At 59.7% G+C, this 23,657-nt stretch carries 19 protein-coding genes, 1 tRNA gene and 1 pseudogene; 9 read left to right on the top strand and 12 right to left on the bottom strand.

From position 1 onward, the window contains the following. Window positions 1–134: 134 nt before the first annotated feature. Window positions 135–1,325, top strand: coding sequence for a tRNA 2-thiouridine(34) synthase MnmA (mnmA, locus tag X726_RS154850; RefSeq protein ID WP_023669942.1), 1,191 nt, complete (start codon window positions 135–137; stop codon window positions 1,323–1,325). 63 nt (window positions 1,326–1,388) lie between these two features. Here the strand turns inward: mnmA and X726_RS154855 are convergent, their stop codons facing one another. Then, window positions 1,389–2,348 (bottom strand): Gfo/Idh/MocA family oxidoreductase, encoded by a 960-nt coding sequence (locus tag X726_RS154855; RefSeq protein ID WP_023669941.1) that lies wholly within the window; start codon window positions 2,346–2,348, stop codon window positions 1,389–1,391. A gap of 236 nt (window positions 2,349–2,584) precedes the next feature. Between X726_RS154855 and X726_RS154860 the strand changes: the two genes are divergently transcribed. Beyond that, a tRNA-Met gene (locus tag X726_RS154860) sits at window positions 2,585–2,661 on the top strand. On the opposite strand, the gene X726_RS1000000168905 is transcribed toward X726_RS154860, so the two are convergent. From X726_RS1000000168905 to X726_RS154870, 4 genes are all read right to left on the bottom strand, one after another. Then, entirely contained in the window at window positions 2,618–4,300 is a 1,683-nt protein-coding gene (locus tag X726_RS1000000168905) for a recombinase family protein (protein ID WP_084630741.1), read from the bottom strand. The two genes, X726_RS154860 and X726_RS1000000168905, sit on opposite strands and share 44 nt — an antisense overlap. Continuing rightward, window positions 4,297–4,428, bottom strand: coding sequence for a hypothetical protein (locus X726_RS1000000172250; protein WP_023796138.1), 132 nt, complete (start codon window positions 4,426–4,428; stop codon window positions 4,297–4,299). The genes X726_RS1000000168905 and X726_RS1000000172250 overlap by 4 nt, the downstream gene beginning before the upstream one ends. A 465-nt stretch (window positions 4,429–4,893) precedes the next feature. Beyond that, window positions 4,894–5,421, bottom strand: coding sequence for a helix-turn-helix domain-containing protein (locus tag X726_RS0135170; RefSeq protein WP_084630739.1), 528 nt, complete (start codon window positions 5,419–5,421; stop codon window positions 4,894–4,896). A gap of 94 nt (window positions 5,422–5,515) precedes the next feature. Then, window positions 5,516–6,160, bottom strand: a complete 645-nt coding sequence (locus tag X726_RS154870; RefSeq protein WP_023669938.1) for a hypothetical protein — start codon at window positions 6,158–6,160, stop codon at window positions 5,516–5,518. 118 nt (window positions 6,161–6,278) lie between these two features. Here X726_RS154870 and X726_RS1000000168900 point away from each other — a divergent pair, with 118 nt between their 5' ends. Further along, window positions 6,279–6,524, top strand: a complete 246-nt coding sequence (locus X726_RS1000000168900) for a helix-turn-helix transcriptional regulator (protein WP_023669937.1) — start codon at window positions 6,279–6,281, stop codon at window positions 6,522–6,524. Window positions 6,525–6,723: 199 nt separating this feature from the next. Here X726_RS1000000168900 and X726_RS154875 read toward each other — a convergent pair whose 3' ends face one another. Next, window positions 6,724–7,302, bottom strand: a complete 579-nt coding sequence (locus X726_RS154875; RefSeq protein WP_023669936.1) for a poly-gamma-glutamate hydrolase family protein — start codon at window positions 7,300–7,302, stop codon at window positions 6,724–6,726. A gap of 183 nt (window positions 7,303–7,485) precedes the next feature. On the opposite strand from X726_RS154875, the gene X726_RS154880 reads away from it, so the two are divergent. After that, window positions 7,486–8,766 (top strand): SIR2 family protein, encoded by a 1,281-nt coding sequence (locus tag X726_RS154880; protein ID WP_023669935.1) that lies wholly within the window; start codon window positions 7,486–7,488, stop codon window positions 8,764–8,766. After that, window positions 8,763–10,478, top strand: a complete 1,716-nt coding sequence (locus X726_RS01000000166915) for an ATP-binding protein (RefSeq protein WP_198037317.1) — start codon at window positions 8,763–8,765, stop codon at window positions 10,476–10,478. Before X726_RS154880 ends, X726_RS01000000166915 begins: the two co-directional genes overlap by 4 nt. 186 nt (window positions 10,479–10,664) lie before the next feature. Here the strand turns inward: X726_RS01000000166915 and X726_RS154885 are convergent, their stop codons facing one another. Both X726_RS154885 and traA read right to left on the bottom strand, forming a co-directional pair. Further along, window positions 10,665–10,880, bottom strand: coding sequence for an AlpA family phage regulatory protein (locus X726_RS154885; RefSeq protein WP_023669934.1), 216 nt, complete (start codon window positions 10,878–10,880; stop codon window positions 10,665–10,667). Between the two features lie 127 nt (window positions 10,881–11,007). Then, window positions 11,008–14,053: pseudogene (traA, locus tag X726_RS01000000166910) on the bottom strand (Ti-type conjugative transfer relaxase TraA). 172 nt (window positions 14,054–14,225) lie between these two features. Between traA and X726_RS154890 the strand changes: the two are divergent. The 4 genes from X726_RS154890 to X726_RS154905 all read left to right on the top strand — a co-directional run bounded on the left by X726_RS154890 (window position 14,226) and on the right by X726_RS154905 (window position 18,869). Further along, entirely contained in the window at window positions 14,226–14,552 is a 327-nt protein-coding gene (locus X726_RS154890; protein ID WP_023669933.1) for a conjugal transfer protein TraD, read from the top strand. A 1-nt stretch (window position 14,553) separates the two neighbouring features. After that, the gene (locus X726_RS154895) at window positions 14,554–14,802 is read left to right on the top strand and encodes a conjugal transfer protein TraD (protein ID WP_023669932.1); all 249 of its coding nucleotides are present in this window, start codon (window positions 14,554–14,556) and stop codon (window positions 14,800–14,802) included. A gap of 411 nt (window positions 14,803–15,213) precedes the next feature. Further along, window positions 15,214–17,586, top strand: coding sequence for a DGQHR domain-containing protein (locus tag X726_RS154900; protein WP_023669930.1), 2,373 nt, complete (start codon window positions 15,214–15,216; stop codon window positions 17,584–17,586). A 23-nt stretch (window positions 17,587–17,609) separates the two neighbouring features. Next, complete coding sequence (locus tag X726_RS154905; protein ID WP_198037315.1) at window positions 17,610–18,869, top strand: Shedu anti-phage system protein SduA domain-containing protein; 1,260 nt, start codon at window positions 17,610–17,612, stop codon at window positions 18,867–18,869. Window positions 18,870–18,959: 90 nt separating this feature from the next. On the opposite strand, the gene X726_RS154910 is transcribed toward X726_RS154905, so the two are convergent. The 4 genes from X726_RS154910 to X726_RS154925 form a co-directional block, all read right to left on the bottom strand. Next, window positions 18,960–20,489 carry an ATP-binding protein gene (locus tag X726_RS154910; RefSeq protein WP_023669928.1) on the bottom strand — a complete coding sequence of 510 codons (1,530 nt, stop codon included), beginning with the start codon at window positions 20,487–20,489 and terminating at the stop codon, window positions 18,960–18,962. Continuing rightward, complete coding sequence (locus tag X726_RS154915; protein ID WP_023669927.1) at window positions 20,486–22,108, bottom strand: radical SAM protein; 1,623 nt, start codon at window positions 22,106–22,108, stop codon at window positions 20,486–20,488. The genes X726_RS154910 and X726_RS154915 overlap by 4 nt, the downstream gene beginning before the upstream one ends. Beyond that, a complete protein-coding gene (locus X726_RS154920; RefSeq protein ID WP_033001838.1) occupies window positions 22,108–23,121 on the bottom strand; it encodes a DGQHR domain-containing protein in 1,014 nt (337 codons plus the stop codon). Before X726_RS154920 ends, X726_RS154915 begins: the two co-directional genes overlap by 1 nt. A 104-nt stretch (window positions 23,122–23,225) precedes the next feature. Further along, the gene (locus X726_RS154925; protein ID WP_156940644.1) at window positions 23,226–23,600 is read right to left on the bottom strand and encodes a hypothetical protein; all 375 of its coding nucleotides are present in this window, start codon (window positions 23,598–23,600) and stop codon (window positions 23,226–23,228) included. Between the last annotated feature and the right edge of the window lie 57 nt (window positions 23,601–23,657).

Genomic DNA, 23,657 nt, shown 5'->3' with positions numbered 1-23,657 from the left:
CGGCATTTGAGGCAACGGCGGGCAGGCGCGCAATTTTCCCGCAAAATCGGCACCGCCGCAAAGCTAGCGCCGCTGGTGTGGTTGACCTATATTCGCGCCACTGCCATTGAAGCGCCGCGCAGAACGAAAGAACCATGAACAGCCTCGACCTTCCCGCCAGCCCGCAAAACACCCGCATCGTCGTCGCCATGTCGGGCGGTGTGGATTCGTCTGTCGTTGCCGGCCTTTTGAAGCGCGAAGGCTATGATGTCGTCGGCGTCACGCTGCAGCTCTACGACCATGGCGCCGCAACGCACCGGGCCGGGTCGTGCTGCGCCGGCCAGGACATTGACGATGCCCGCCGCGTTTCCGAGACACTGGGCATTCCGCATTACGTGCTCGACTATGAGGAGCGCTTCCGTAAGGCGGTCATCGACCCGTTTGCCGAAAGCTACGTCGCCGGCGAAACGCCCATTCCGTGCGTCTCTTGCAATCAGACGGTGAAGTTCGCCGACCTTTTGGCCACCGCCAAGGACCTTGGCGCCGATGCGCTCGCCACCGGCCACTATATCCGCTCCGGGGCCAATGGCGCCCACCGCGCGCTATTCCGGCCCGTCGATGCCGACCGCGACCAGAGCTATTTCCTGTTTGCCACCACGCAGGCGCAGATCGACTATCTGCGCTTTCCGCTGGGTGGGCTGTCCAAGCCTGCGGTGCGGGCCATCGCCGAAGAAATGCGGCTGACCGTTGCCGCCAAGCAGGACAGTCAGGACATCTGCTTCGTGCCCCAGGGCAAATATTCCGACATCATCGCCAAGCTGAAGCCAGCTGCCGCCAACCCAGGCGACATCGTCCATATCGACGGCCGCGTGCTCGGTCGCCATGACGGCATCCTGCGCTATACGATCGGCCAGCGCCGCGGCATCGGCATCGCCTCGGGCGAGCCGCTTTACGTCGTCCATCTCGACGCCGACCGGGCCCGTGTCATCGTCGGCCCGCGCGAGGCGCTGGAGACCCACAAGATCTATCTGCGCAACATGAACTGGCTGGGCGATCGCGCGCTGTCCGACATTCCGGCCGCCGGCATGGAGCTGTTCGCCAAGGTCCGCTCGACGCGGCCGCCGCGCCCGGCCGTGCTGCATCACCGCGCCGGCAGCACCTTTGTCGAACTGGTCGACGGCGAGTCCGGCATCGCGCCCGGACAGGCCTGCGTGCTCTATTCCGACGACGGCAACGAAGCCCGCGTCTTCGGCGGCGGCTTCATCGAGCGCTCCGAGCGCGGCGCCGAGGCCGAAGCCATGCTCAGCCGGCTCGCAGCCAGGCCGGCGCAGATTCCCGCAGAGTAAACACTACCCTCTCGGAGGCAGTTTGGTTTCGATCTGCCTTAAGAGCAGGGTTTCGAAACGGTCTCAGGACTTTGTGTGCGTGACTGTACCCGCCGTCAGGATGCGCAGCACCCTGATGGCTTCCTCGCCGCTGGTGCGCGGCTCGGCCCGCGTCTCGATACACTGGATGAAGTGCTCGAGCTCGCGCGTCAGCGGCATCCCCTGGCCGACCGCGACATAGGACGGCTCGTTGGTGGTGAAGGCCCACTGGCCGCTGTCCTGCCACACCGCGTGGCGGTAGACGGCCAGCTTGCGCTCCCAGGGCTCGACATCGTCGAACACCGCCATTGCCTTGGTGCCGACCACGGTCAGCCGCCGCTCGCGATAGGGATTGAGCCGCGAGGTGAAGAGATGGCTGCGCAGCCCGTTGGGAAAACGCATGTGCAGATGCGCGAAATCGCTGAGATTGTCGAGGAGTGCCGCCCCCTCGCCCCTGACCTCGATCGGCTCGGTGCCGGTGATGGCCAGGATCATCGACAGATCGTGCGGCGCCAGATCCCACAGTGCGTCGTTCTCGGTGTGGAATTTGCCGAGGCCGAGCCGGTGCGAGTGGATGTAGCGGACCTCGCCGAGCTCGCCATTGTCGATCAGCGCCTTCAGCGTCTCGAAGGCGGGATGGAAGCGCAAGACATGGCCGACCATGAACACGCGGCCATTGTCCCTGGCCGCCTGCACGGCGCGCTCGGCGTCGGGCACGGTCAACGCAATCGGCTTTTCCACCAGCACGTCCTTGCCGGCCTCAGCGGCGCGCACGGCAAGATCGGCATGGAACTGCGGCGGCAGCGCCATGACGATGGCGTCGATATCATCACGCACGAACAGCTGGTCGGGCTCGATCGCCAGGCAGTCCTGCTCGCTGGCAAAGCCTTCGGCCCGCGCCCGATTGGCATCGGAAACCGCATGCAGTGCGCCGAGCGCCTTGAGGGTGCGGATGTGGTTGCTGCCCCAGTATCCGCAACCGAGGACTGCAATGCGCGGCTTCATCAGCTTCAAACTCTAATTTCTTGGCCGAGACATAGCGGCGTGCCCCGTCGAACTCAACCCCGGTGGCTTACCGGAGATGCCAGCCCGGCAAAGCTTTTACCGGCGACAATATGCCGGCGCCCCTCGCGCATCGATGCTTGACAGGCTCGCCCTCCCAACCTTATATCCGCGCGACCTTGGCGAACGCCTCGAAATGCCTTTCGATTTAAGGCGGATTTCGGGCCTTTCGCCGCCCTGGCGGGGTAGCTCAGTTGGTTAGAGCACGGGAATCATAATCCTGGGGTCGGGGGTTCAAGTCCCTCTCCCGCTACCACTTCCAACCCACTATCGTACGTAACGGCAGCGTTGAAGCGGCTGCCTAGTCCGGTGGGCTTGTCAGTATACCGTGCATTGGGAAATGCGGCCCCGCCTATAAGGGCGGCAAGCTTGCCCTTGACCTCGATTTCGAAGCCCTCACGTGGCCGCTTGGGGTGCACGGTGACGCTATGAACAAGTCCTCGAAGGTTTTGGATCAGCGGGCCACGGTCGTCAGCAGCAGTTGCGTGGTCGGCCAACGCCTTTGAAAGGCCGTCGACGGTTTCGATGTAACGCTGCAAGGTCGCAGGGTGGAGAGCTACGGGTGACAGCGGCTCATCGAGACCGGAGAGCTGTGCCTCTACCCCGGAAAGCTGCGTCTTGAGTTCTGCAATACGCTGCTTGGCATCCTCTTCAGCAATGACGCTCCTGATCACAAGATCGATCGTGCGCTGCCGTTCGCCTTCTATCCGATCGCGCTTGCCTTGCAGCGCTGTGCGCATCGCATTCGCCTGTGCGGACAATTCTCGGCGCTCTTGGTTGTATCTGCGGATGTATGCCTCGATGAGGTCGGGGGCTTTCAGTTGGTCGCGCATGCCATCAAGGACCGCCTTTTCGATCTCGGGCAGATAGATGATGCGCCGATTGGAGCAGCTCCCGCTTTCTCGCACTGCCGAGCACCGAATACGCGTCTTGCCTGTCTTGTCACGATCGTGAACCGACAGACCTGAACCGCAAACGCCGCAGCGGAGCAGACCGGACAACAGGTGAGCTGCCCGACGCTTGACATGAGTGGTTGCGTTCACCCTCACTGCCTTGCGAGCCTGCGCCTTGTGCCAAGTTTCGTCTTCGATGATGCGCAAATGCGCAACTTCTTTCGTCTGCCATTGGTCCTTTGGATTTGGCCTAGAAACACGCTTGCCAGTATCGGGGTTCTTCACCATTCGGACCTTGTTCCAGACGATCCGACCGACATAGAGCTCGTTGAAGAGCAGACCTACGCCGCGCTGTGCATTTCCGTTGATGGTGGAACCGTTCCACCGTATCCCCCGCGGTGGCGCTATCCCATCCCGGTTGAGGTCACCGGCTAGGTCACGTGGAGCGCGACCGGCCGAATAAGCGGCAAAAATACGCCGGATAACGTCTGCCTCCTCTTGGACGATCTCGAGTTCGCCAGGATGGCCCAAGACCGGTCGATAGCCATAGGCCCGGCCTCCGGCATGACGTCCATCACGGACGACTCCAGCCATACCCCTACGGACTTTCTTTGCGCCATCCTCCCTCTGCATCTGACCGACAAGTCCACGAATACCAATGAGAACCGCATCGGCGATACCGTCATGAACAGCCTGGATTTCAATGTCGAGAAAAGAGAGACGTTTGTGAAGACCTGCGAGATCCGCCATGTCGCGCGATAGGCGATCAAGCGCCTCGACGACGACGATGTCGAACGCGTTCTGGCCCGCAGCTTCCATCAGGCGCATCAGCGCGTCGCGACCCAATATAGATGAGCCGGAGCGCGCCTTGTCCTCGTAGACCGCAACGATAGCCAGACCGTTGTGCGCTGCGTAAGCACGGCACAGCGCAATCTGGTCTTCAGTGGATTTTTCGTTCTGCAGCTCGGTCGAAAAGCGTGCGTAGATAGCGGCCCGCCTCATGTGTCGGAAGCCTTCTTCTCGCAGCGATCGGCATCCATGGCAGCATTTCGGCCAGCCGAAGCGCCGACGGATTTGAGATGATCGCCTCTGGCATCGGCGATGGCGAGTGCTTCGACAAACTTAAGCATGGCTGTGCGAAGCTCCTCCGGCGTTACCGCTCGGGCGGTTTCGCGCAGCAATCCACCATCGCGTCTGTGTCGTGCCGACTTCACGAAGCCGAGCATCACTAACACGACCGGCGATAAAAGGGGCACACCCCTTCGATCGTGTACTTGGGACCCTTTGGCGCGGAAATCGGATAGTCGCCGAACTGGCGAATCTAGATCGCACGGGCTGCAGCCGTGCTGCCGGGAAGCCTATGGCAGGAACTTGGGATGCGTTCGGAAGCTTTTTCATGCAACGCTCCCATCATCGCCATAGGCAGCGACAGGGCCACTTTCTCCCTGCCTGCGGCGATGTAGCCGTTGTCGAGGTCTCTTCGGGAAACACTCGCTCGACCATCCCCTCCCTGGCGGTGCGGATCGAGGCGACAGCGCGAACTTCGCCATTCCAGCCGTCGAAGGGAACTCGTTGAGCTTTGCCATAACTGCCGGTCAAGCCAGCCTGCATTCGACCGGCATGGGTTCGCTGGACCTAGCGCTCTCCTGCTTTGGGTCGATGACTGCCAGTTCCTCTCCTAATGCTGCGATTAAAGACGACACCCGACCTCGCACTCGCGGATGGAGATGCACAAGCCCTTCAATCAGGCGTCGACCTTCCGCGCTGGCAATAAAATTGATGCGTTCGTCGACCGGCAGCGGAGGAGGATCACGATCGGTCTCATTGCCCGGCAGGCCTTCGAAGAAGCGGCCCACCGGAACACCTAGTGAACCAGCGATCTCGTAGAGCATGGAAGCGCTCACGCGGTTTCTCGCGTTCTCATATTTCTGGAGCTGCTGGAAGCTGATCCCGATGGATCGGGCAAGCTGGGCCTGCGAGACGTCCGACTGCACGCGAACCGCAGCGATCTGCCTGCCGACATGTTGATCAGCAGGGTGCGGGCCACTCTCGATTCCATGGTTTGCCGGTGCGTCGAAGACGCTGCGACGTCCTGACTCCGCAAATGCCTTTCGGAACTGCATCGGTCGCTCCATGTGTAGAGAGTTTGTCTCGGTAAGCCCCGCGAAAATCACCAAACCGACGAATGATCGCGATCCCGGTACTTAGTGCCGAAGTTCAGCTTGAGACTTTCTGCTCTCTAATCCGAGCTATGTCGTCTAAGGCCGAGCGGATTTGTGGCCACGGGGGCTCACTGTCATGTAGCGAATACTCCCCTTCCCTAAGCGCTGCATTTAGCTTGGCGGCTATACCGGCGAGCGACGTTGCAGGAACTTGGGATAAGGCTTCGAGTAATTCCTTCGCCCGCTCGCCAGCTTCGCGCTCAGCAAGTAAGGCTGTCGAATAACCAATCTCCCTAGCGGCGGCATCCCAGCGCGCCTGATTGGCTACGATTTCAGCTTCAGCTTGGGTGCGGGCCACTGTGTTAGCCGGACGAACACCGAGCAATTCCTGGAGGGCTTCAACGGAGTGAACTGTCACGCTCTCTCCGTCGGACAAGGTAACTGTCGTGCAAGGGAAGCCAACGGTCTCGATAAGTACCCTCTCCAGCCGCTGCTGCTGATTGCAAAGCCGTTCAGCCTCTTCCCAAGCCGCCTGCCATCGTTTCCACACCGCCACCGCAGGATCAATGGCGTCATCACCCTCCAAGTCGATGCCAGCAAACGATGTAGCCTGCGTCGCCGCCATTGCGGTTGCTGTTCCCGCAAGCACCTTCCTGCGGGTGACGAAAGGCAAAGTCGTGTTATTGTCGGAATCAGCCATGATCCGAGCTCCGCAAAGCGTGGGCGTGGTTAGACTGTTGGAAGCGGGGAAACGCTTCCAACGGCTGTTACCTAAAACAAGCATATTTGCACTTTTTGTGCAACAGGGCATTTGAACAATGAAGGTAAGTGCGGCCCAAATTCGCGCGGCCCGTGGGCTTCTCGACATTTCTCAACAGGAACTGGCGGATCTATCCAAGGTAAGTTTGAGGACGATCGTGCAGTTCGAACGTGGTTCGAAACCAGCATCTGAATCAATCCTGCAAGCGCTGAAGCTATCGCTCGAAGCAGCCGGAATAGAATTCATTCCAGAGAATGGCGGTGGCCCTGGTGTGCGCTTGTCACGCGGTACCGCGAACACTTAGACCAAGGCGGCATCTACAGGCGACTTTTAGGATTATCTGTTTCTCAATCAATGTCAGCAATGCGCAGCGTTTCGGACGTTGGGGCCAACTTTGCCTTTGCCTAAAAGCGGACGGCCAAATGATGCGAGGTTGATAGCGTGGCGCACCCTTTTCGGCCGGCAATCAATCGCTTCGCGTTCGCCAAAGGCTTTCATCAAGTTCAAAGCGCTGAGCGTATAGCCTCGACAAACGCTGTGAGAGCGATGTTGTCCTTTTTAAGCAAATCACGAAGCCCGGCTCTTAGCTCCAGTTGCACGCCTTGCCCCATGCGGCCGCGGTTGCAGATGTTGAGCGGCTCCACTCCGGCGTAAGCACCCGTGATTTCGATTTTGCTGTCGAACTTGGCGGCGACCAGAACGTCGTGAATCGCTTTTCCCAGGGTGCCATCGGAGCCTCCGACTTGGAGCGATTTCGCAGGCCCTCCCAGGCCGTGTATTGCGACGACCCGGTCGCAGGTTTTCAGCAATGCGATGGCACGCTCCTCTTTGAAGCGGTGCGAGGTGATGTGAAGATCCCAGTTGTTCGTTTTTCTGATGCCTTCGAAGGCGTAGAAATTGTGGTCACTCCCGGCGATCAAACGTGCGAGCTCAAGCGTCAGGGGTTCGATACCGCCGCCATGCGGAGCGATGATTGCAGTCGCGCTTCCCAAAGCGCGTTGCACTGTGACACAGTAATCGACGCCCTCGGTCGTGTTTTCGAGAAGCGCCTCCCAACTCGCGAACTTATCGCCCTTCTCCATCGCGCCCTCCTGCGGAGACCTGGATCCATGCTTCAACAGCTACAAGGCCAGTGCTCGATCTGGCCCGCCGGCTAGACAGTAATTCATTTATATATATTTTTCTTGGAAGCCACAGAAGCAACGGCTTACAAAAATTAATGGAAAGCGTATGAACTACTTTGAGGAGCTTAGTACGGAGGGTTCATGGCGTTCTGGGATGATAGGGTTGCCTCGCCGGCAAACATCCGCCTCTACGTCAGAGGCGAAGGCTGGCGTGCGGCCGGAGACCAGAAGAACGACAAGGGGGAGGTGACACAGCGGGGGAGCGCGCGGGCTATCGAGGAGGCGCTGACGGGCATGTTGAACGCGTCGCATCTGGTGATCCTGACCGGCGCCGGGTCATCCTTTGCAGCCAGGAACAAAGGGCAAGACGCGAAGCAGGCGCCAAGCATGAAGGCGTTGTGGGATGCGGTGATGAGCGCCGCCAAGCAGGCCGCGATAGACGCCATAGCGCAGAAAATTCCGAGCGCCGCCCAAGTTGTCAAAGACAAGAACATCGAAAAATTCCTGACCCACTGCAAAATGTACGTAGAGCTGTTCGGGAAAGAACAGGCGAAGGACGTGGCCGCCTTCATCGCCATCGCGGAAGCGACGATCTCCGAATGCGTCGACTTCGTAGGAGAGGATACGAATCTCGACGCGCACAAGTCCATCATCCGCAAGATCGCACGCCGGGGTATCAGAAAGCCGCGAACGCGGCTGTTCACAACGAACTATGACCTAGCCTTCGAGAGTGCGGCGCAGGCGCTCCGCTTTACGATCATTGATGGCTTCTCGCACGGCATGCCGCAGGTCTATGACCGCGGCAATTTCGCCTACGACATCGTGCGCCGCGACGGCGATCACGACGGGCCTGACTATATCGAGAATGTATTCCATTTGCACAAACTGCACGGTTCCATTGACTGGCGCCGTAGGGGCAGCGAGCTCATTCGCTCGCGCGACAAAGAGGATGGGCAAGCCGCGCTTATCTATCCGCGCGACAGCAAATATCAGGAGGCGTTCGATACACCCTTCCTCGATATGATGGCAGGCCTGCAGAATGCGCTGCGGGCGCCGGACACGGCTCTGATCGTATCGGGCTTTGGCTTCAACGACGACCACATCACGAAGCCGATCATGGCTGCAGTAGAGGCCAACATGACGCTGCGGATTGCGGTCTGCGATATCGCCTATCTTGACGGCGCGGCGCTCGATAAAGGCGAGCACACGCTGCCCATAGATGCTCCTCAAAATCCCCGCGCCAGCTTTGCCTTCGGGCAACTAAAACGCCTCGTTGACATCGGCGACCAGCGCGTCACGTTGATGAACGGTCGGTTCGATGATCTGGCGCATGCGCTGCCGGACCTTGTCGCCCAGACCGAACGGGAAAGACACGCCGAAAGGGTGAGGGTGCTGAACGAACCGTCGGAGGCGAACGCTTGACGCGTCAAAGCCTCGTCGATCCAAGCCGGTATGTCGGTACGATCACCGTTGTTGGCGCAGCTATCGCGCAGGCAAACATGCCCAGGGCAACGGCCCGTCCAGACCGGCGTGGTCTTGCCATGGGCGCCGTCGGCGATTTCGTCTTCATCGACTGCGAGAGCGTGAAGTTGCTGGGGCGTATTATCGAAGTCAAGCTCCCCGACAATGAACGCTTGACCGTGGAGCCGGCTATGGGCGTGCCGCCCGAGCCCAATCCGGTAGGCCGCATACAGCTTCTGGCTTCGGTCGATCACAAGTTGAACGCCTTGGTTCGAGGCCTTCGCGCACACCCTAGGGTCGGAGATGCGGTCTACCTCGCTCAACCCGAACTGTTCGGCGAGCTGGCCGCCAATGCGCTCGCGCGGGCAGACCAGTTGAGCATCGATCTCGGGGTTTTGAGCGCCGGCAACGGGATGCATCTGAAGCTGCCGCCCGAAAAACTGTTTGGACGTCATTGCGGGGTCTTCGGCGCCACAGGCGGCGGCAAAAGCTGGACGATCGCTGCGCTGCTCGACCAGATCAAGGCGGCAGGTGGCAAGTGCATGCTGTTCGACCCGACCGGCGAGTTCGCAGGTCTGCCATCGATTTCCAATCACTACGCCTTTAGCGATGCCGAAGAAGGGGCCGAGCTCGTTCACTTCCCCTACACCGAAGCGACAGAAGAAGACATCTTCGCGCTATTTAGGCCATCAGGGCAATCGCAAGGTCCCAGGCTGCGGGAGGCAATGAGAAGTTTAAAACTGGTGCGCGCCATTCACGGGGTTGGGCCCGAGGGCGTCACGATACGGCGCGGTATTGTTGAAAAGGCGAACAACCCGCGTACGCCATTCTTTGAGGCGCTCGAAGAGCATCGCACTGCGATCAACTCGCCCCTGTGTAATTTCCAGATCAGGCGCCTTGCCGAGCAGGTGACGGCGGAGTGCGTCTGGACATCCGACACCCGAAATCCGGAAAACTGGGGCGGGCCGGATCAATCCGTTGCGCATTGCGAGACGCTCGTTGCTCGCATCCGCACGATCGTCGGCACCCACCAACTCTCCTGCCTTTTCGGAACGGCCGGAAAATCCTTAGTCGATGTTTTCTCCGATTTCTTCGCGAACGACATGGACGACATCATCCGGATTTCGTTTCGCTCGGTTCATTTTGACCACAACACGCGGGAGATTCTGCTCAACGTCATCGGCCGCTACTTGCTAGGCGAAGCCCGCAAAGGCGTATTCCGTTCAAGACCTATGATCGTTGCGCTCGATGAGGCGCACCAATTCCTCGGGCGGACGATCGGCGACGAGTACGCAAGCGTACGCTTGGAGGCTTTTGGGATCATCGCCAAAGAAGGACGCAAGTACGGTCTCACCTCGATTATGGCAACACAGCGACCGCGCGACATTCCGCATGACGTACTCAGTCAGCTGGGCACCTTGATCGTCCACCGGCTAACGAACGACGAGGATCGTCTCGCTGTCGAGCGGGCTTGCGGCGACCTCGATAAAAATGCGGCGCTGTTCATTCCGACGCTGGCGCCGGGCGAGGCTATTATCGTCGGGCCCACCTTCCCGCCCCGATGCCGGTGCAGATTCACGAGCCGCTTGTGCCGCCCAACTCAAAGGGACCTGACTACAACGCGTTCTGGCGCGAACGTAAGATCGCCGTCGAAATGGAAGATGCTCCAATAACGTCGCTGAAGGAATGAGGGCGCAGGGCTCTTTGCGTTCCTTCCATCTTTCCGCCCAGCGCCGGAATCTGAATGGCAGCTGTTCGCTCGCCGATCTCCTAAAGCTGACCGAGCCCCATTCCCAGTCGTTGAACTTACATCAGAGAGGACTGTTCAACGTTGACAGCAACGTGCCACTCCACCGCCACTAGTCGCTGTTTTTTCGTGATGCACTGGTGTGCCATGAGGCAGGATCGGCGACCCACCGATTGATGTCCGACTCCCTCCATCCCGCACCGTTTAAGCTGATCTGGACCTGGGCCGGGAACGTGCCTTCGCCGATTTTCCGGTACATCGTCGAGCGGGACAAGCCGGTCCGCGCGAGGACAGTCTTAAGGCGAATGATACGATCCAGTTCAGGCATGGCTGCCTTGCCTTTCGCTGAGAGCATTTGGCACCTGCTGGAACCAGACAGACAACCAAGGTCGCCGCGCAATCAGATTTGTCATCGCGTCGATCTGGGGCGTGGGAACGGCGGCAAATCGGAGGGTTTAGATGCCTATGCCACGCCCGCTGCCAATGCCGTGGTTGAACGCGAGTTCCACACCCAGGCGGCGGCCGGATTCGACTTGGATGCCAAGCGCCTTCTTATGATTGGCAAGCAGGGATTCAAGCTGCGGATCGCGTTCAAGGCTCTTGGCCATATCGGACATGGCCGAACGCGTTGACTTGTAGCCGGACATGTCGCCGGCCTGATATTGCTCCCGTCCCGTCCGGTCGAGCTTTCGCCAGCGTTCCACGAAACGGTCGGCGCGGCGGCCGGGATCGATGTCCATCCCAGTGCGGATTTCCGTCTCAAGCTGGAGTGCCAGCACGATGGCCGATGCGGCCGGCGCCAGCTTCACGAACTAACTCGGGATTCTTCACATAAGCCGCTTCGGCATCGCGCCAGCCATGAGGCCGCACCTTCTCAAACGCGCTCCGGGCATCCCTCAATTCGCGGATCTGGTCAGGACTGCCCTGCCCGTCCGCATTTCCAGTACTGAGGATCGCGTCGATAGCGCGCGCGTGACGCACAAGCGACTGGGTGCGTGCTCGGCGCATCTCTGCTTCGGGGTTCCTCGGCACATTCGCGTCGCGCGGCACTCCCCCGGCAGAAGAATCTCTCTCCGGCGTCCGGGCTGCATCTCCGAGCCGCACCCCAACACTCTCCCTTCCCGGCCCAGGTCCACGTTGCTGCATGGGCTCGCCGTCTCCGGGCGAGCGCAACCCGTCCAGTAGTCCGCCGATCCTGTCGCGCAGCTTCTCCGGAACGATTCGGCGCACGATCTCGACCACGCGCTCGCGGAACGTGATGCCGCGCCGCTCGGCATAGTCTTGCGCCGGGTCGACCTGCTCGTGATCCGACGCCATGTCCTTTGCGCGGTCCCGTGACAGCGTACGGTCCAGCCGCTCCCGCGTACTGAAGTCGTCGCTGCCGTAATGCAGGTCCATCCCGTCTCGATGCCGCGACAGTGCGACGTAGCTGCCATGCGCATCCATGCCCGGCGTGGCCAGCACATGTGTCCGGTCGACGGTCATGCCCTGCGCCTTGTGAATGGTCGCGGCATAGCCGTGGTCGATGTGCGCGTAGTCTTTCAGGTCGAAGCGAACCGACCTCCCATCGTCGACGCGAACCGTCATGCTCTGTTTGCTGACTTCCTCCACGATGCCAAGCGTGCCGTTCTTGACGCCAAGTCCGCGCTCGTTGCGCAGGAACATGACCCGGTCGCCGCTGGCGAAGCTTCTTTGGCCGCGTTCGACATTCGCCTGAACCTCGTCGCCGAGATCGCCGGCAGCGCGCATTCGCTCGCGCGCTGCCTGGTTCAGCGCGCGCACCTCGTCGTTTGTGTGGGTGAGGATGATCCGGCTTGCCTCTGGATGCGTCTGCCTGTCTCTATCCCAGCGCTCGACGAGTTCACCTCGCGCTTCGTCGCGCGTTGCTGCCTGATGCACCATGCCTTGCGCGTCATAGGCGCTGATCGCGGCGCCGATCCTGCCGGTTGCCAGATCGCGCGTGGCATCGCGCTGCCACTGCTCGCGCTGCCGGCGCACCTGACCGATTTCGACGCCGCCATGACGCTCGTGGATAGAGCGGAATGCTGCGCCGGCTTCGATTGCCTGCAACTGCTGCGGATCGCCGACGAGGACGACTTTTGCGCCAACGTCCGCCGCATGGGAAAGCACGCGCTCCAACTGGCGCGTGCCGACCATGCCAGCCTCATCGATCACCAGGACATCGCGCGTGGTGAGCAGATCCCTGCCCTGTCCCCAGCTATGCTCCATACTAGCGATGGTGCGTGACGAGATGCCTGATCCGCCTTCCAGATTCTCGGCGGCAATGCCGGAGAGTGCCGCGCCTCGAACCTCGTAGCCCGCCGCTGCCCATGCCTGGCGCGCAACGCCCAGCATGGCACTCTTGCCCGTTCCGGCAAAGCCGACAACGACACCAAGACCGTGACCATCGGTGATATGCGCAAGCGCATCGGTCTGCTCGCCCGAAAGAATAAGCCCGCGTTGCGCAGCCCGCGCCAGAGCTACCTCGCGATGGGCCTCACTCACCGCGTGGCGCTCGTCCAAATCGATACGCTCTGCCGCGCGGTGAAGGCGCTGCTCGGTCTCGATCATCTGCCGAGTGGTGAAACGGTCTTCGCCGCGTCCGTCCTTGCCGAGTTCGACCAGCTCGGGTGCGTTGCTGATGGCTGCCACGACCGCGTTGAACTGCTCCATTCCATCACTGTGGCGATGCGAGAACTTCGCGATGTCTTTTCGGGTGAAGGTCGATTGCTGATGGGTGATGGCATCGAGCGCCACGGATGGATTGGCAATGATGCGCGCGCCATTGTTGCGCGCGATCTCGCGGTGCAGTTCGGCGCGATCTGCTTCAATGTCACCAGCAGCAAGGCCACTGCCCTCAATGCGCTGGGCTGGCGCACCAATCTGGGTTTGCGGCTCCAGGGCAATGCCCTGCGCTTCCAGACTACGATGATCGATGCGCGCGTCGATGTCGAGTTCGGCCAGGCGTTCATTGGCCTGCTCCGCCCACCGCTCGCGCCAGCGCTCGACCAGCTGGGTAGCATTCCAGTCGCGCACCTTTGACCCAAAACCATTCTCGTCCACGGACCGCATCGTGAGCATGACATGAGCATGCGGCTTGGGGCTGCCATCCTCTGCCCTGTCCCAATGCACATTGAGGTCGGCGACCATACCCTTGCTGACAAACTCGGAATGAACGAAGTCGCGCGCCAGTTCGATGCCTTGCGCCTGGCTGAGTTCACGCGGGAGCGCAAACTCGACCTCGCGCGCAAGCTGCGCATCCTTGCGGACCTCGAACGTTTCGACATCGTTCCACAGCCGTTCGCGGTCGCGCCAGACCTCCGGTGCATCCTCCGGCAACATCACCTCGGAATGAACGACGCCGCGTTTGGCCGAAAAATCATGGGTGCGTTCAATCCGCACGTCGCGTAAACGCGAAGCCGAGCGGTAGGCGGCGGACGCGACAGCGCTTGAGCCTGCCTTGCGGCCAATGACCTTGACGTGAAGATGATAGATCGCCATCGCGACAGGATCATTTGCACGTCAAAGCGCACGTCGGCACGACGTATAAGCGCGCCCTCCCTCGAAAAATTCTCGGGATGGACCAGCCCGTCCCGGGCTGTCTCGGCAACCCTGAAGCCTTCCGGCAGGCGCTCCCCTATCATGACCGCATCGACAATCGATGGAGACAGCCATGCGAAAACCACGCGATTTCGACGCCGAGCTGAAGGCGTTGGAAGAAAAAGCGCGAGAACTCAAGGCGCGAAAGGTCCAGCAACTCGGCGAACTGGTGATCGCCACTGGCGCCGATCAACTCACCAAGGACGAACTGGCCGGCGCACTGGTCGCAATCACTGAAACGAAGGATGCCGCAAAGCGTGAGGCCTGGGCCAAGCGGGGGCTGATGTTTTTCGAGAGCAGATCGCGCCGAACTGCTCCGGCATCTGAAAACAACCGACGTAGCGCTCCACCGCAACAGGGCAGCACACAATCGCCGGCAAGCGGCTCTGGCTCGCAATGACATGCGCTCGTGGCAGGTCGAGCGCCGCAAGCGCACCCGACATCTGATCGAACTCGGCGGCCTCGTCTTCAAGGCAGGCATCGTCGACCTGACCAATGACGATCGCGCCATCATCTATGGCGCAATGCTCTGGTTGGCCGAAAAGCTCAGAAGCGAAGACGGAGAACACATTCGCGCGCTTTGGGGCGAAAAAGGCAGGCTGGCATTTAGGGCTGAACGGAATGGAGAGCTAAAGGGACAGCGGACGTAGCCGGTGTTTCGCGCGAGCGACAGTGCGAAGCTCATCAGACATCGGAGCGCCACGCGGTTTTCGCAGGTACCTGAATCTGAGTTCTCAGATGTCCAATGCTCGCGGGCCGAACCGTATCTTACCTATCAGCGGCCTGCATCCCTTAGAGCAATATCTGGGTGACCAGGATGGACGAGCAGTTCGAAACTTCCGGAAGAATACTCCTGAGCCTTGGCACCAAGGCCGGCATTTCAATAAGCGCGATTATTCGGAGGCTTCAGGCCGCTAGTTACCTGGCGCCCGGCGGGGAACCTTTTAGCAAAGTTGTGGTGGGAGAGATTTGGGTGGGGCTTGATACATAGGCTGCAACGTGATCGTGATTGTTCCCGCTCTACAAACAACGGCGACTGTAGAGCGGCGGGAGATTTACGAATGACGGCGACCTTAGGAGACTTAGTTAGCGGCGATGAGCTGCAAAAAGCGTATGCCCTTCGTGCCAAGCGTTTCGACGAAAAGACGATCACGGCCGCGTCAGCGAAGGCGCTTCAGATGAAGCGGGAAGCCGAGGAACATGACGGTTGGGAACTGGCGAAGGCAAACAAGCGCTCGCTCAGGATGCAGCGGGCAAAACCTGAGGACCGGCAACTTGAGGACGACGTGTGGAGTCTTTTCTACCGAATGGGCTTCAGGGAGATGAATGCCGATCGAAACCTAATGTTGACGGGGAAAGATGGCACGTCCAAGCGTCAGCTTGATGTACTGGCCAAGGATGACGAGACCGTCTTCATCGTCGAATGCACTCACTCACGAGATAGTGCCGCCAAGTCGATAAAGAGCTTGCTGGACAAAATCGAGGCGATCCGAGAGGACGTAATTGCAGCTGTTCGCACCAAGTTTGGCCGCGATAGCAAGCTGAAAATCAAGATGGCAATCGCTACCCGCAACGTTGACGTTCGAGCGGCAGATCGTGAGCGTGCAGCAACCGCGAAGGTACCCATCATCACCGAAGCCGACTTGGAATATTTCCACAGGCTCACAGGCATCCTCAAAACGGCGGCACGCTACCAACTTCTTGGGCGCTACCTCCGTGACGAGAAGGTCGAGGGCCTGCGGACCTCGTTGCCCGCGACGCGGGGCCGTGTTGGCGACACGACTTTTTACAGCTTCCTAATATCGCCCCACGATCTGCTGCGGATCGCCTATATCAGCCACATGGGCCGGACGTCGAACGACGACCTGGAGACCTATCAGCGAATGGTGAAGCCCACCCGGCTGAAGTCAATCGGCGCCTTTATCGACGAAGGCGGTACATTCCCCACAAACATTGTCGTCAACATTAAGCGCGAGGGCCTTCGATTCGACGTCAAAGACAAGTTTGGTGAGACCGCCACAGGCATGCTTGAGCTGCCAGGCCAGTATGGTTGTGCCTGGGTGATCGACGGCCAGCACCGGCTTTACGGCTACGCCTATGCGGGGCGTGACGCGACGGAAGACCGTTCGGTTGTCTCTGTGCTTGCTTATGAGAACCTTCCGGCGCGCGCCGAGATCGAAATGTTCGTCGACATCAACACACAACAAGTCAAGGTCGCTCGGAACCTCGTCAACGAACTGATTTCGAATCTCAATATCGATGACGAGGATCCGCGTAAAAGACTCGAGGCGATATGCGCGCGCGTCGTGCTGAGCATGGGCTCGGACAAAGCCTCGCCCTTTAGGGATCGCATTCTCACAATTGGGAATGAGAGGAATAACTGGAAGTGCCTGACACTCACGTCGCTCGTCGATGGGTTAGAAGGCAACAACCTTGTTGGAACCGTCCAACGGCCTTCCGGGCGCAACGGTGCGCTACTTCTCCAGCCTGGTCCACTAGGTCACCTGTCGACCAAATCTGCAGACTTCATTCGCAAGTGCCAGCGGAGTCTTCAGCTATTTTTCTCACTATTCGCTGATGGCGCACCGGACCACTGGACGCTGGGCGATGCGAAAGGGGGATATCTATGCACAAATTTGGGCCTGCGTGCGCTGCTGGTGCTACTGCGCAAGCTGATCGGCTTCGTGGAGCGGGACGGCACGCGCGCCGTGTCACTGTCGCCAGAGGAACTGGTTGAACTTCTTGAGCCGTACGCTCAGCCCGTGGTTCAGTTCTTTGCCCATGCCAGCGCCAGCGAAGTCGCCTACTTCCGCAACCGAGGGAGTTCGCTGACGAGCGTCGACCAGAACGCCATGCAAATGATGGCAATCGTCGCTTCCGCCCGGCCCGACTTCGACCTGCCCGAGATCAAAGCATATCTGGATTCACAGGATGCCGCCGGCACTGAGCAGGCACGCGATATGATCCTCAAGATCCACAAAATACTCTACGATGACGTATTGGCGACGCTGAAGGCGCACTACGGAGAGGGCCGCGACGCTTGGTGGATCACGGGCGTGCCCAAACAGGTCCGGATCGACTGCGATGTGCGGTACAACAATGAGGGCGACACCTCGCGCGACCGCTGGCAGTCGCTCAACCTGATCGACTACTCTCAAATCGTCGTCTACGAGGCCAATTGGGACCTCTTCAAGGATCGGTACAACTTTTACGGCAAAGGCGCGAAAGCGAGGCTGGCGCGTTGGATCGGTCGGATCAGCCGCCTACGGAATATTACAACCCATGTCGAAAAAGGCCCGCTTTCGCGTGACGAGGTCGAGTATGTCAGGAACGTTTATGCGCTAGTGAAGCGGCATATAGAAGACGGCGAGCCTGTGGACGGCAAGACTCAGCTGCTCTTCGACGACCCGTCCGACCAGCGCGACGCTGCCTGATGCAAGCGCCTGAGATTACGCCCATGCAGCCTCAGTCCGTTCTTGCCGATCTTGTCTCACAGTTGGAGGCCCCCAAGTTCGCGCAACTGATGCGCTTTATGGCCAACCTGCCCATCCCACGTGACGCTCTGGAGTTGCCAGCCGCCGCATACGGCGTGGGAGATACCGAGCTCCTTGTCCGAAAATTGGGACAGCCAGGGTCGCTTGGCACCTGGGCTGCGACGTGGGTGTATCAGCAGGCTTATTTGCCGATCGGGTTCTGGGACGAGATCTCGGTCGTCACGTTTCTGAAGGAGCGCCTGACGACGGCGAAGCGTGATCTGGAGTTGCACCCGGGCTCCCACTCTATCCTCTACGGATCGGCACAGCAGAAGGGCGACGGCTACTACATTCCAGAAGCGACTGAAGCTTTCTATTACTTGGCCACCAACATCGCCGTTTCACTGTCGGACGCGGCGATGGACACCATTGGGGATCACTTCCGAGAACACTTTGGGCGCCGTTTTGCGCAATTCGGCTTCGCCACGCCTCAGTCGATGGCTGAAGCGGGTCCAAATGAGGTTCGACGTTTTACCTTGGATCTGCTCAATAGCCCTAGCAGCTATTACTTCGTGGCACGCGAGGGTCGGATAAGCGTGGTGCCGGTAACTGAGCACGGCCTGTATTTAACCGCAACTGGCGAGGCTGCGACTGCGGCTACGGCGACAAGTTCTTTATCGTTGAGCCCTCGGGGCTTCGCTGACCTCGAGGCTCTTGTAAACTCGCGCGCAACGAGCGAAGCCGACCTCCAGGCCTTCTTTACCGAGCATCCTCACTTTCTCCTCGGGCTGGACGACGTTCACTGCGAGGTAAGGCCTCATATCGTCCTAGCGAGCCCAGCGGGCACCAAGCTCGTGCCCGACTTCATGGTGAGGCTTGAGGATCCGAGTCACTTTGCCTTGATCGAACTTAAAAAGCCAACGGCGCGAATACTGACAGGCAAGGGTGAAGCGGGTCAGGTCGGAAAGGTCGCGGCGCAGGCGATCAAGCAACTCATTGAGTACACGGACGCGGTCAGAACCAGTTCTGCCAGGGCCGAACTGAGACACTCGATTGGCGCTGCACCATTCGATCCTTACCTGGTCGTCCTGATTGGCAGGGGAAGCCCGAACCAGCGGCACGTTTGGAGCAGCACCCGGGCAGGGTTACCCAGCGTGCAACTCGTAACCTACGACTTCCTGCTGGAGCGGGCCCGTAGTTCACGCGCCCGGAATGAGCAGGCCCTCGCTGAGAATTCCGTCTAAAAGGGGATACGCGCCTCAACCAACCTTCGCCACCTCTGCACAGACAGAGCGTCGAATTTGCAATATGGAAGTTGCATCTGCGCGGTGCTTTCAGGCGATCTTTGCCAAAATCCGATCTACTAGGCTCTTCGCCGCCGAACGGTTTTGTGCATTGTCGTAAATGAGCGCGAACATCTCCTCGAAAAAGGCACGGCGCTCCGGCGATAGCCTGTCGAGTGGCGAAGCCGGGGGCTCGTCGTCGCGGGCGGCCAGTTCCAGCTCCGTGCGCAGTTTCGCAATCTCGCTGCGTGTGACGGCGCCCGTATCGTCAACGAGCCCGGATGGCCCGACCAGCTTCTCCGCGCGCATGAGCGCGAGGTCGATCTCTAGTGCGACACGCTCGCGTTCGGCCAGGCCTAAGCTGCCCTGACCTAGCACGGCGAGGCCCTCACGGGCGGACGCTTGCTCCAGTTCGATATCGCGCAGCCGCTTGCGGTCGCGCGAGCTGGTTCGGCAGCGATTGGCCACATTCCTTCCGAGAGGCGCGAGATGGTTTTTGAGATTTGCAAGATGGACATTTCGCTCAAAATCGTCTCGCCGTCCATTTGGGATAATTCGCGGGTCCAGGACGTGTATCTCCCCCACCGTCCAAGCGTCGAACCGAGCCTCCGGGAAAATGTCTGCCAAGACACCCGCCTCGCCGACCTGTATGTCACCAACGCGTACTCGCAAGCCTCGAACCTTTGTGGAGGGATGAATAGCTCCCTCGTAGTCGTGATGGGCAACCCATCCCACCGCTCCCACGTGGCCGTCTATGGCGGGCACTTCGACGAAAGCGACTTCGCGAAGATGTAGCGGGCGGCCGCCGTCGATGGGAAGCTCGTCTTTGAACGGGCGAGTTAGTGGTTCACCACTATTGATGGTGATAGTCAGGTCGCCTAGCATGACTGCCTTGGCTAGTGTCTCGGTGATGACATCCGCCGCAGAGAACGAGCGATCGAACGGCACAGGTGCAATTTCGGACAGATAGCCTGCGACTGCGTTAGGTGACATGATCCGGTCATCGCCCTGACGCGTAACACCTTCCAGCTGCACTTCGAAAAATGGCGCTCCGGATTCCTCTGTTGCTGTAGTCGTGGTGATGGCATCAATGAGATCCGCCAAATCGCGCGAGTCGGTCTGATCGCGTAGCGCGGTCCGAAGCGCTTGGCAGTTCCACGTCATCGTGGACACCCGAGATTCGTCGGCAGCGCGCGAGCGGAAAGTTAGACCACGAGCGTAGGCTAACCCTGACAGGCGGCCTACACCGCGGAAGCCTCGAGCCTGAGTCCCGCGCTTGGCGCTGGCTCCGACTGATGTAAGCACGCGCCGGAACTCGGCGGCTGGAACCCCCGCCGCATCGTCGCGTATGGTCACGGTCCTGGCTGTCGTGTCTATGGTGACCTCGATGCTGCCGGCCTGGCGACCCGCTACGCGGGCTTGATCGATCGCGTCGGCAGCGTTTTGGATGTACTCACGGTAGATAGTCATTGAATCGAGGTACATTGCCGTGGAGAGCAACTCGAGCACATCCTTCCCAACAACGACCTCGCCGCCGTCCACGACGATCGCCGTCTTCGTAAGCCGAACCGGCGCGCTCATGCCACCATGCTCCCGTAATCAGGTTCCGTAACAGCGACGATCGGCTCTTCCTCGGCGTCGAGACCTGCGTCCTCGACGCGCTCGTCCTCTGGCACCCCTAGAGCGTTCGCGACCTCTGACCATTCGGCCCGGCGTCGCCAGATTCGGGCGAGCTCGTCCTTGGGCCGGGGTAAATAAAATTGAAGGATCGAGCGGATTCCGCCGTCGTCGGTCATGTCGGCCAGCAGGTGGTAGTGGCGTGGGTCACACGAGGAAAGCAACGTCTTAAGTTCATTCCGGCGCTCGGAGGAAAGTCGGGCAGCCTGAGCGAGATACTCATCGTACTCCGCGCGGCCGTCGAAGCGTTCGTACCATTCGCGGTTAAAGATCATGTCGTGCGGCGTCATTAGAATCGTCTCGTACTCAGCGACTGTGTCGCCAAAAGCTCGGCGGAAGAAAGTTGGCGCGCCGCTCACGACGCCGTGGGTGGCCTGCAGAATGATCTGCATCGACCGAAGTTCGTACCGAGACCACTTCTCTCCGACATGACCTCGGTCGGGACGGTTAGTGGGTTGGAACCGCATCGGGAATGACCATACGCGGATGTTTAACTCCTCGTTTAGAGCTACGTTGAGACGCATTCGCTCAAACAGGTCCGCTGGACCATCATGGAAATTGTAGAGCATGTAGTTGGAGAGTTCAGTCAGGCCATGCTCATGCGCGTACCGAACCGCTTGCTCGTACGGCTTCCTGACACCGAGGTGATCAAAGGCTATGCGTAGCGGCTTGAGGCAGATAGTCGCCAACTCACGGAGATACATCGGGTCCTTGCAAAGGATACGAGCGTCTACGCCTTGGTTAAAGTCGACACGTCGTTGAACCGGCACACGCGCACCGGGTCGGATCAGCTTGGCGCCAGGTGTAAAGCCGAGGTCGCGGATTTCGGCGATGATATCCTTGAAGCGCGGACTTGCGACGACGTTGTTGTCCATGAGCATGAGGTCCTTCTTAGGACCGTATAGCCTGTCAACCGCGTTGACGATTGCGGTAAGGGATTCGACGTCCCGCTGCATCCCCTCAAGCTTAGGAACGCCGCAAAAATGGCACTTTCGAATGCAACCGCGTGAGGTATAGGTGAAGTAGGCGTCTCGCACCGGATATTGATAGCTGATCTGCGATAGGATGCTGTAGTCGGGCACAAGATCCTCTATCGGCGTTCCAGCCGTATCGTCGGAATAGAGTTCTTCCGCGAAGTCATCGAGCTGAAGCGCGTTTGCCGGCGATTCGCTAAGCAGGCCTTTGATGAAGCGTACGCCTTGCCAACGCCGCTCCTCTAGGAAACGCTCGTGCATGAGTGACGCTGCGATTCCTCCGACAAATACCTTATCGGCTTGACCGTTCGCTACCTTCAGGGCGTAGTCGATGCTCTGCGAGATCTTAGGATACTCGAACGAAAATAGCGTCGTGACGTAGATGCGATCCCAAGCTTGCGACAGAACTGACGGGTCTTCGCCCTTTACAAAGCGAACATGATCGTTCTTCCCGTCCGGTCCGTGATATTGGGCGATTTTCATGAGGCCGAGCGGTGGATACTTATTCTTGTATCCGGGCTCGATGAGCAGGATTCGCTTGCCGGCCATTAGGCGACCGCCCGTACGTTCTGTCTAGCGCGAATACCTCGCAGAAGCGCCACCGCTGCTGCCACGCCGCTTTCGCCGCCCAATCCCTTGAGCGGGCCGTCACTTGACCAATCGACATCCGCCGCCATGTCCGAGAGATGCGCAACCATTCGGTCCTGGGTTAGTGCAGGGCCTTGTTCGCGCCACATGTCGGCAGCAATTTCCATAAGGGCATAAACGCCGACTCCCTTTGCAAGAAGCGACCCACGGGGACGCGACCAATCTTCACGCATCGCATTAGAAACCGCTACCCAAAAGTCGAGCACGACGCGGGCAGCTTCCTCTGTGGTACGCTGCTTGAGGATACTGGACCGATTCAGAAAGCGCCGGACGGCCTTTTGGACCGTTCGGAGTGAAGCTTTACGCGTCATGCCCGACACCTTGTTGCCACCGACGTCAAGTTGGCCGCACCACGGCGAGGCCGGGTCGTTCGACAAACACAGCGCGATGAATAGCTCGGGCCGGTCGCTCGCTAAGTCTTCGCATAGGCGAGCGTCGTGGAAGTCGAGCAAGCTGTGGTTGAGCCCCTTCGCTTTTCGATTGATAACGGAGAAGACCGCCATCTCCTCGTCGACTGTGAGACCGACGAAGCACATGAACGGCAGCTCGATGTTTAGGTCGGCTAGGTGTCCTAATCTATGCTGGCAATCGACCTGCGCCATTACGGGGCCGGTCCCCCGGTTGATCCGTAGCCGTACTAAGCCGTCAGCCTCGTTCGTTATTCTCCATGCGTCGTCGCCCCTAGCACGCAGATTGAACGTAAGCGGGATGGTGGTGCTGCCTTGCTCCTTGATGTACCGTCGGAAATCAAGGCTGTGGCTGGAGTTGAATCGACGCTGGTAGCCCTCGCCGCTTCGCTCGTCGAGCACATCTGGGAAGCTAACCGCGTGCAGAGTCGACGCGGGTGCGAAGCCAAGCAGAACCCGGCGGTCACCCGACCTGCCGCTGCTGCACCGGAGTTCCAAAGGCTGCATGAGGCCCCCTGCATTGAGACAGTGCGCAATTTGCATCACTGGAATGCAGGTAGCACATCACTTCATCGCGATCTAGCCCTCGCATGTCAAGCGCAGGCAGTGTCCTAATTTGAATTTTTGAGCTTGGGCCACGCTTTATCATCAATGCGAAACAAGAGCGTGTCGGCTAGGCCAGTGTCGGGATCGGTAGCCACCCAGGTCTTGATGTTGCTGTTCTCGAAAGCGGCTTCGAGAACCTGGGCTTCAGTCATAGAGCAGCGCCCCATCAAGTGAATGATTGACCTTGCTCCTGAGCCGTTACCTCCCGGTTTCTCCGCGTCATTCCGCTCTCCGACAAGATAGCGCTGAATAACGGTTCTTCGTGACCGTCGGTCTTGTAGGAAGCGAAATCCTGCAACCACCGCGACGATGCCCGTCGCTGCTTGTGCGATATCGCAGGCGAATGAAAGCCAATCTCGGTCGGCCAAGAGACCTAACATATGCATACCCCTCATTGAGACATTGTTTGTTGACCAATGCTTCCATCGACCATAGCC

The sequence above is a fragment of the Mesorhizobium sp. LSJC285A00 genome (assembly GCF_000503155.1).
Classification (GTDB): Bacteria; Pseudomonadota; Alphaproteobacteria; order Rhizobiales; family Rhizobiaceae; genus Mesorhizobium.
This window is presented reverse-complemented; position numbering and strand designations above follow the sequence as displayed.